This window comes from Arenimonas sp. (genome assembly GCF_044348765.1).
GTDB lineage: Bacteria > Pseudomonadota > Gammaproteobacteria > Xanthomonadales > Xanthomonadaceae > Arenimonas.
Genome location: NZ_JBIKSE010000108.1, coordinates 1 through 6,449 on the forward strand (window position 1 = coordinate 1; position 6,449 = coordinate 6,449).

11 protein-coding genes are annotated in these 6,449 nt (G+C 37.4%); all 11 read right to left on the bottom strand.

Annotated features, from left to right (window positions below):
* The coding region (locus ACIQ0Q_RS09385; RefSeq protein WP_395772672.1) for a hypothetical protein at window positions 1-946 on the bottom strand (946 nt) is incomplete at its 3' end.
* A 66-nt stretch (window positions 947-1,012) separates the two neighbouring features.
* Window positions 1,013-1,513: a hypothetical protein gene (locus tag ACIQ0Q_RS09390; RefSeq protein ID WP_395772673.1), complete on the bottom strand. Its 501-nt coding sequence runs from the start codon at window positions 1,511-1,513 to the stop codon at window positions 1,013-1,015.
* Between the two features lie 59 nt (window positions 1,514-1,572).
* A complete protein-coding gene (locus tag ACIQ0Q_RS09395) occupies window positions 1,573-2,637 on the bottom strand; it encodes a guanosine monophosphate reductase (protein ID WP_395772674.1) in 1,065 nt (354 codons plus the stop codon).
* On the bottom strand, window positions 2,609-2,779 hold the full coding sequence (locus ACIQ0Q_RS09400; protein WP_395772675.1) for a hypothetical protein: 171 nt from the start codon (window positions 2,777-2,779) through the stop codon (window positions 2,609-2,611). The genes ACIQ0Q_RS09395 and ACIQ0Q_RS09400 overlap by 29 nt, the downstream gene beginning before the upstream one ends.
* Window positions 2,780-2,799: 20 nt before the next feature.
* Window positions 2,800-3,057: a hypothetical protein gene (locus tag ACIQ0Q_RS09405; RefSeq protein WP_395772676.1), complete on the bottom strand. Its 258-nt coding sequence runs from the start codon at window positions 3,055-3,057 to the stop codon at window positions 2,800-2,802.
* A gap of 1 nt (window position 3,058) precedes the next feature.
* Window positions 3,059-3,334 carry a WhiB family transcriptional regulator gene (locus ACIQ0Q_RS09410; RefSeq protein ID WP_395772677.1) on the bottom strand — a complete coding sequence of 92 codons (276 nt, stop codon included), beginning with the start codon at window positions 3,332-3,334 and terminating at the stop codon, window positions 3,059-3,061.
* The gene (locus ACIQ0Q_RS09415) at window positions 3,324-3,533 is read right to left on the bottom strand and encodes a hypothetical protein (protein ID WP_395772678.1); all 210 of its coding nucleotides are present in this window, start codon (window positions 3,531-3,533) and stop codon (window positions 3,324-3,326) included. Before ACIQ0Q_RS09415 ends, ACIQ0Q_RS09410 begins: the two co-directional genes overlap by 11 nt.
* An 8-nt stretch (window positions 3,534-3,541) precedes the next feature.
* Window positions 3,542-3,907 carry a hypothetical protein gene (locus ACIQ0Q_RS09420; protein ID WP_395772679.1) on the bottom strand — a complete coding sequence of 122 codons (366 nt, stop codon included), beginning with the start codon at window positions 3,905-3,907 and terminating at the stop codon, window positions 3,542-3,544.
* A gap of 80 nt (window positions 3,908-3,987) precedes the next feature.
* A complete protein-coding gene (locus tag ACIQ0Q_RS09425) occupies window positions 3,988-5,073 on the bottom strand; it encodes a hypothetical protein (RefSeq protein WP_395772680.1) in 1,086 nt (361 codons plus the stop codon).
* Entirely contained in the window at window positions 5,066-6,085 is a 1,020-nt protein-coding gene (locus ACIQ0Q_RS09430; RefSeq protein ID WP_395772681.1) for a tail fiber domain-containing protein, read from the bottom strand. The genes ACIQ0Q_RS09425 and ACIQ0Q_RS09430 overlap by 8 nt, the downstream gene beginning before the upstream one ends.
* Window positions 6,085-6,449 (bottom strand): hypothetical protein (locus ACIQ0Q_RS09435; protein WP_395772682.1); only part of this gene is annotated, 365 nt, incomplete at its 5' end. The genes ACIQ0Q_RS09430 and ACIQ0Q_RS09435, both read right to left, overlap by 1 nt.

Sequence of the window (6,449 nt, forward strand, 5' to 3'; positions counted from 1 at the left end):
TTGGTGGGCATTGCTCATTCCAATTAACTTCTGAGCTATCCCAACATTCAATTGGTGGTGGCATTTGTGGGCAAACTTCATTCCAGCTAATTACTTCTCCATTCCAACAAGTGATATCTGGAGGAGTTGGGGGACAAGTTTGATCATGGGGAATTACTGAACCGTCCCAACAAGTTATTGGGGGTGGCTGAGGAGGACAAGTTTGACTCCAAGTTACCCATGATCCATCCCAACATTGTGTATCTGGTGGTATTGGTGGGCAGGTTCCATTCCAAGGAATAGTTGAACCATCCCAGCACTGACCTGGTGGTGGTTCTGCAGGACAGGTTGATGTAAGAGGGATAACAGATCCATCCCAACAGGTTTGCATCTCTACTGGAACCCCACCATTAATTGAAAAAGCTTCTGATATAGTAACTACATCTTGTCCAGGTGCAAACCTAATACCTCTTCTAAGATCTGTTGGAAGCCATCCAGTAGTTTCAATAACTCCAGACCAAGAAGGTAGCTTAGAAGTATCAACAGTTAGTTTAATAATTGTAAGATTACCAGTGTTTTGAGGGAATGGTCTTACTCTCCACTCAACACAAAATCCTGTATTTGTAGCACCATAACTTAAACTAGCACCCTGACCAAATGTTACCCAGTCATACCCTGCTAAAGAAATAGATGGGGTTTGTGGGTATGAACTAAAATTAGCATCAGGGGTACCGAAAGTTAAAGTTCCATTAGTAGTTACATATGTTACATCATATGTTGTATCTCCAAGAGTTAAAGGATTTGTTAAAATCATTTGATGAGCGGTATCATCTTCACCAGACCAAGAGTATGTATTACATGGCTGTTCTTGTATTACCGCAGTTGCAGGTGGCATTGGAGAAAGTGTTACTAATGCTAACAATGAAATCATTGGGGTTAATAGTAGGTAGGAAAGAATCTTTTTCAATTTTTCAGTTGTACTCCTCGTTAAACATTTTTTATGTTTAACTATTTTATTATATCACTTAGGGAATTACAAAGTTCCTTCAATTATATAATCTGAAAAATCAGCTGGGTAGTTTCCTCCTGGAGTCCACATTTTAAATTGTCTCATATCTGAGGTATAAGATTTGCTTCCTCCAGTAACTCTAATTTGTACTACAACCTTAGATCCTGTTTCAATTACCCAGCAATTTGAAAAAACAAGGGTACTCTTTGGTTTCTTTGAAACAAAGTATGTGTTTGTTGCCGTTGAATTATATCCTTTTGAGTTGGTCCTAGCCAACCTTAATTTAATATACTGGGGCTTTTTCTTGCCCTTCATTTTTAAAGCAGCTTGATAGCAAAATAAGGATCTATTACCATTGCCTTTAATGTAGTCTTTACCCTTGAAATCAAGAGTCACCCACCTATCCTTTTTAATGGTTTGGTTATGGGTTGCCTTTTTGCGAATTGACTCTTCCGCACTTGCTGGAACCGCTGTTACTAGTGATAAGGCTATCGTAGCAACAATTGCGGTAATTTTTTTTACCATTCATTGTTGTTCCTTTAGTTTATTTATCCCACCTATTGGCAGCATATATAACTATTTTATCATACATTTAGCCCAGAGGCATGAGGCTTTGATTCTCCTAGAGATGCTTGGGAAACCTCAACATACATAGCATTTTCATATATGTCTAATAGTTTTGTTACACCACTGTAAGAACAACCACTTCCTAGACCACCCTTTATGTCTTTTAAGACCTCAGAGACGCTCCCTTTGAACGGTATTAGGGTAGAAACACCCTCTGCAACAGCAATATCTTTTCCTTTATTTGCTTCAGAACTAGCCATACCTCTGTATGTTTTATATTTGCCAGTTGAATTAATAAATGTAGATCCTGGAGACTCTTCTGTTCCAGCCAAAATAGAACCAACCATAACAGCATCTGCACCACCTGCAAAAGCCTTAATCATATCTCCAGAATTTCTAATTCCACCATCAGCGATGATTGCTGTATTTAGGGAGTATTTTTCCTTTACCTTTTTACAGTCCATAACAGAAGAAAGTAAGGGAACTCCATGACCAGAAACTAATCTAGTAACACAAACTCCACCCCCTCCAATTCCTACCCTAACTGAGTCTGCACCTGCCTCTGAAAGTGCCTTATAGCCCTCTCCAGTGGCTACATTGCCAGCCATAATATGAGTACTGGTTTTTAGTACGGATCTAAGGGTTTTTACTGCATCAATAGCGTAGGAGCTATGACCATTTGCGGTATCCACAAGTATTACCGTTGCTCCAGCCTCTTCAATCCTTAGGGCATCACTTACATAATCTCCCTTTGCACCAATAGATCCACCAATATTTTTAACACCATGATCAGAAACCGCTAACCTAATCTGACTTACCTGATCTTCAATTGGCATAAATCTGTGGATAATTCCAATACCACCAGCTTTATATAACTCAATAGCCATTTTAATTTCACATACTGTATCCATTGGAGCAGCGATTACTGGAAGACTTAAAGATAGATTTTTTCCAATATTCATTTTAAGATCAACAGATCTTCTACTGTCAATATCTGAGTGCTGAGGTACAAGTAAGATATCATCAAAGCATAGTGCGGTATTCTTTTTAAATTTATTCATCATTTCCTTCTGAAATTTCATATTCAAAGCCTAGTTCGTCATAGGGTATGAAGTCGTCATTCATAACAACCTCATCAAAATCTATTCCGTTATATGTGTATTTAACACGAGAAGAAAAAGCTCCATACGAAACTAATTCTGCAGTTACTTCTTCTTCTATCATCCAGACTAATCTATGAAACATTAATTTATACTCCTTGGTGGATCACCCTTGGCTCCGTCAAAGTTAGCTTTAACTCCAAAGGATTCAATGGTGGTTCTTAATAACTGTAAATATTCCATTACAGAAACCTTTTGCATTTCATTCATAGCCATAATTTGGTTTTCGTAAATACGAATACCAATGTAGTTTGGGTGTTCAACAAAATCTATAATTAGATTACGATATGGTGGCTTTAACTGGTGGACTGCCTTGGACATATCTTTGGTAAACTTTGGCATATTATCCAACTACCTCTACAAGTTCTTGCCAGATATCAGATGTTTTGTGTAGGTTCTTTGCTGGACTAATTTCTCCATCAATGAGGTAGACTCCTCCCCAAACACCCCACTCGCTATTCTTGGTACCGTGATTAAAGCAATCATTTATTACAGGACAGGTTAAACAAATTTGATCTACAACCTTAGCTAAGTCTGGATCTTCTTCATACTTATCGAAAAACATCTCACTGTCTAGTGATCTACATTTTGCTTTTACAATCCATTCATCATCTAACATATCTTTCTGGAACCTCCCAGCCCTTTTCAGTTATTGGGAAGGTTTTTGTAAAGCCCCAACTATTATCAATTCTTGTACCTGCAATATCATATTCTGCAGATTGATTCTTTCTAAACTCAACAATGTCCCAACCGTTCCAATGTAAGGAACTGTTTTTTAAAACAAGTTCGTGGGCATAATTATAGTTTGTAATTAGCATAGATTTTCCTAAATCTTATAGTAGCTTGCACTGATGTTATTTGTTTCGGCTTTATCTAAAATAGTATCAAAGAATCTTTGATCTGATTTAGATCCGAAAGATACAATGTGGTCAAAGTCGTAGTCTTCAAACTTATCAATTATATCTGATTTCTTAACTCTTGTAAATCTTGTTTTAATATTCTTTTGCTTAAAGAATCCTTCAGTTTTATTAATAAATTCTGCGGTAAAGTTATTAAGTTTATGTGGACCTGCAGTAAATACTTCAATTTTTGTATCACTTGGATTTGTGTTATCATCTATAGCAACAACCAATCCACGCATAAATGTTGAGTAGTCATCAAATTTTTCGGTTCCATAAACTAGGATACGCATTATTTTTTCTTTCTAATAGTTGGAATTATATTATATCAGTTTTTTGTAGTACATGTCAATGTTGTATTAAAATATTGAGATTATAGTTCTGCACTTAAATCAATAAAATTTGCAGATGAATTAACTTTGTAAACAATTGCTGGTCTTCCAATTGTAAACGTTCCCGTTGCTGCAGTAGCATCAAACTCTATACTTTGATTGGTTGAATAATTAGTTGTAAATGCTGTAAATGTTCCTGTTGCTCCTCCATCATATAAAGGTATTGATCCATTAATTGTTAGCGAGCCTCCGTTAGCAGCCCTTGGAGGAATTCTCATTTGTACTGGCAACTGCATTCCAAGCCTATTTGCTAATGTTGTTGAAGCAAAAACACCTCGTAAAGAAGGTTCTCCAAGTCTTTGAAAATAACGTTGACACAGTGCTAGTTCTGTACCAATAGGACGTTGTTCAAATGGGGTAGCAATTGTACCACTTTCAACCTGTACTCCCCAGAAATCAAAGGTATTGTTTTGAATTCCAATGCTTCCACTACGGGAATCATAGGTTGCACCAGCAGATAGCCAAATACCAATTTGCAACTCATTATCTGTGCCTATTGTTTTACCACTAATGCTTGGAAGTGTAACTGAAAAAGAGTACCTTGCCCATGAAGTTGAAATGGTTGCATTTCCAGCAAAAGTAAGTACTGCTGTTGAACCACCTGTACCAAAATCTTGAGTTGCTTCAACTCCAACCTTAGGTGTTCCAGATGCAGCCTTTGCCCAAAAAGAAATAACAATAGTTTGCCCAGCGAATGTTCTTACGTCTTCAATCTTTTGACTTGTAGTAGCATACGCTGTCGTTAGGGATTGACCAGTAACAGAAATTCTTGAGTGTTGCGTTGGTTCGTATCCAGATATTGAATTGCCTGGAGTAAATGATTGAACAGATGCAGTGATAGTTCCAGTGCTTCCATCCATACGCCAACGGTCAAGAAAGTACCCACCAGTAGTAACTCCAGTTGATGTTATTCCACGCTGGTTAATTCTAAAATCACCATTAATAATGGCATTACGAAAACCACTAATAGGAGTATTGGTCATGTTAGCATAATTGGATAAGTCAGTAGTGGATGATGCTATGTCAACCCACCCAGAACCTGTATACATTCTAGCTTTTTTAGCCATTATTAATACTCTCCTCAAGTGCAATAATTCTAGCTTCTAATTCATCTGAACGAGCTTTTTCACGCTTAATAATATCCAGAAGGTAAACAGTAAGTTTATCATACTGAACACTCTCAGGAACTGGAGTCTCTAGCATATTTAATACTGGCTTTCCTTCTTCATCTGTAACCATGTTTCCATGTTCATCTAAAGTAGGTTCTGCTTGTTTAAAGTAAACTAATCTTGGTTCAATTTCTGCAACTTCTTCTGCAATGAGACCAACATAAGACCATTGTTCTGGATTATCAATATTATTTTCTTTTGCCCTAAACCAAACTGGGCGTAGGTCAAGAATTTTATCTGCAATTTCATGATCCAGTGTTTCAATATCTTTTTTGTATCTAGCAGATGATGTAGTTCGTCTTAGTTGCATATCTGAAGATGATTGAATATTTGCGGTACCAGTAAGAGTTGTGTTATAAATAGCATTCCAATATGCAGTGGTACTATTTAAAGATAGGGCACCGCCAGAGCTTGCATTTATTGTAGCTCTTTGAGCAGTTACACCAAAGTTAGTAAACTGAATAATAGCATCTGAACCATCACCTGAAGGTTGTCTACAAAGCAATCCACGACCAGCAGCAGGAACAGTCACACCACTAACTACCTGGTTTGAGTTTACATAGTTTGCATTTAAATCTCCAACAACAGTAACTGCTGTAGTACTAACAGCAATACTTGCTGCAGTACTATTTGCTCCACCACGAATAGTTGCAACACCACCAGCACCAGCTGACATGTAGGTATCGGTACCATTGCTAATTAACATATACTCTTTGCCAGTCATCCCATTAGTAGCGATACCAGTAAAGTTTCCTGGATCATCAGTCCAAGCTCTTAATACAGGACCACCATCAGGACCGCCAGAGTTTGCTCTTAGAGACTCTGTTGTAGTAAGACTTCCTGTCATAGAGTCTCCAGATGCATTTACGAGCAATGAATCACTATTTGATATATCTCTTGCTTTAGTCATTACGAAGTCCTCAATCCATAGACTTTAACAGTTCCAGTAAATGTTCCACAAATAACATTGAAACTATCTTGAGCTAAAGTGCTAATAGAGTTACCTGACATTGTAGCTGAATAACCGTTTTCTGAAGTTTGAGCAATAATAGATTTCATGGATGTTAGACCACTTTGAAGTGGATTGGAAATTGTAACTTGGCTGTATTTAGTTACCGACAAAGTGCTACTTAACTGAAACGATGTTGAGGTAGTGCTTCCGTTAGCAATACTTGTTGCTGCTGTTCCAGTAAAGTTAACTTGTGTTATTGATTGTCGGTAGTTTCCAGCAGTAACATCTTCTGTTCCATTGGTCTTAAGCCTTAAAAATAAAC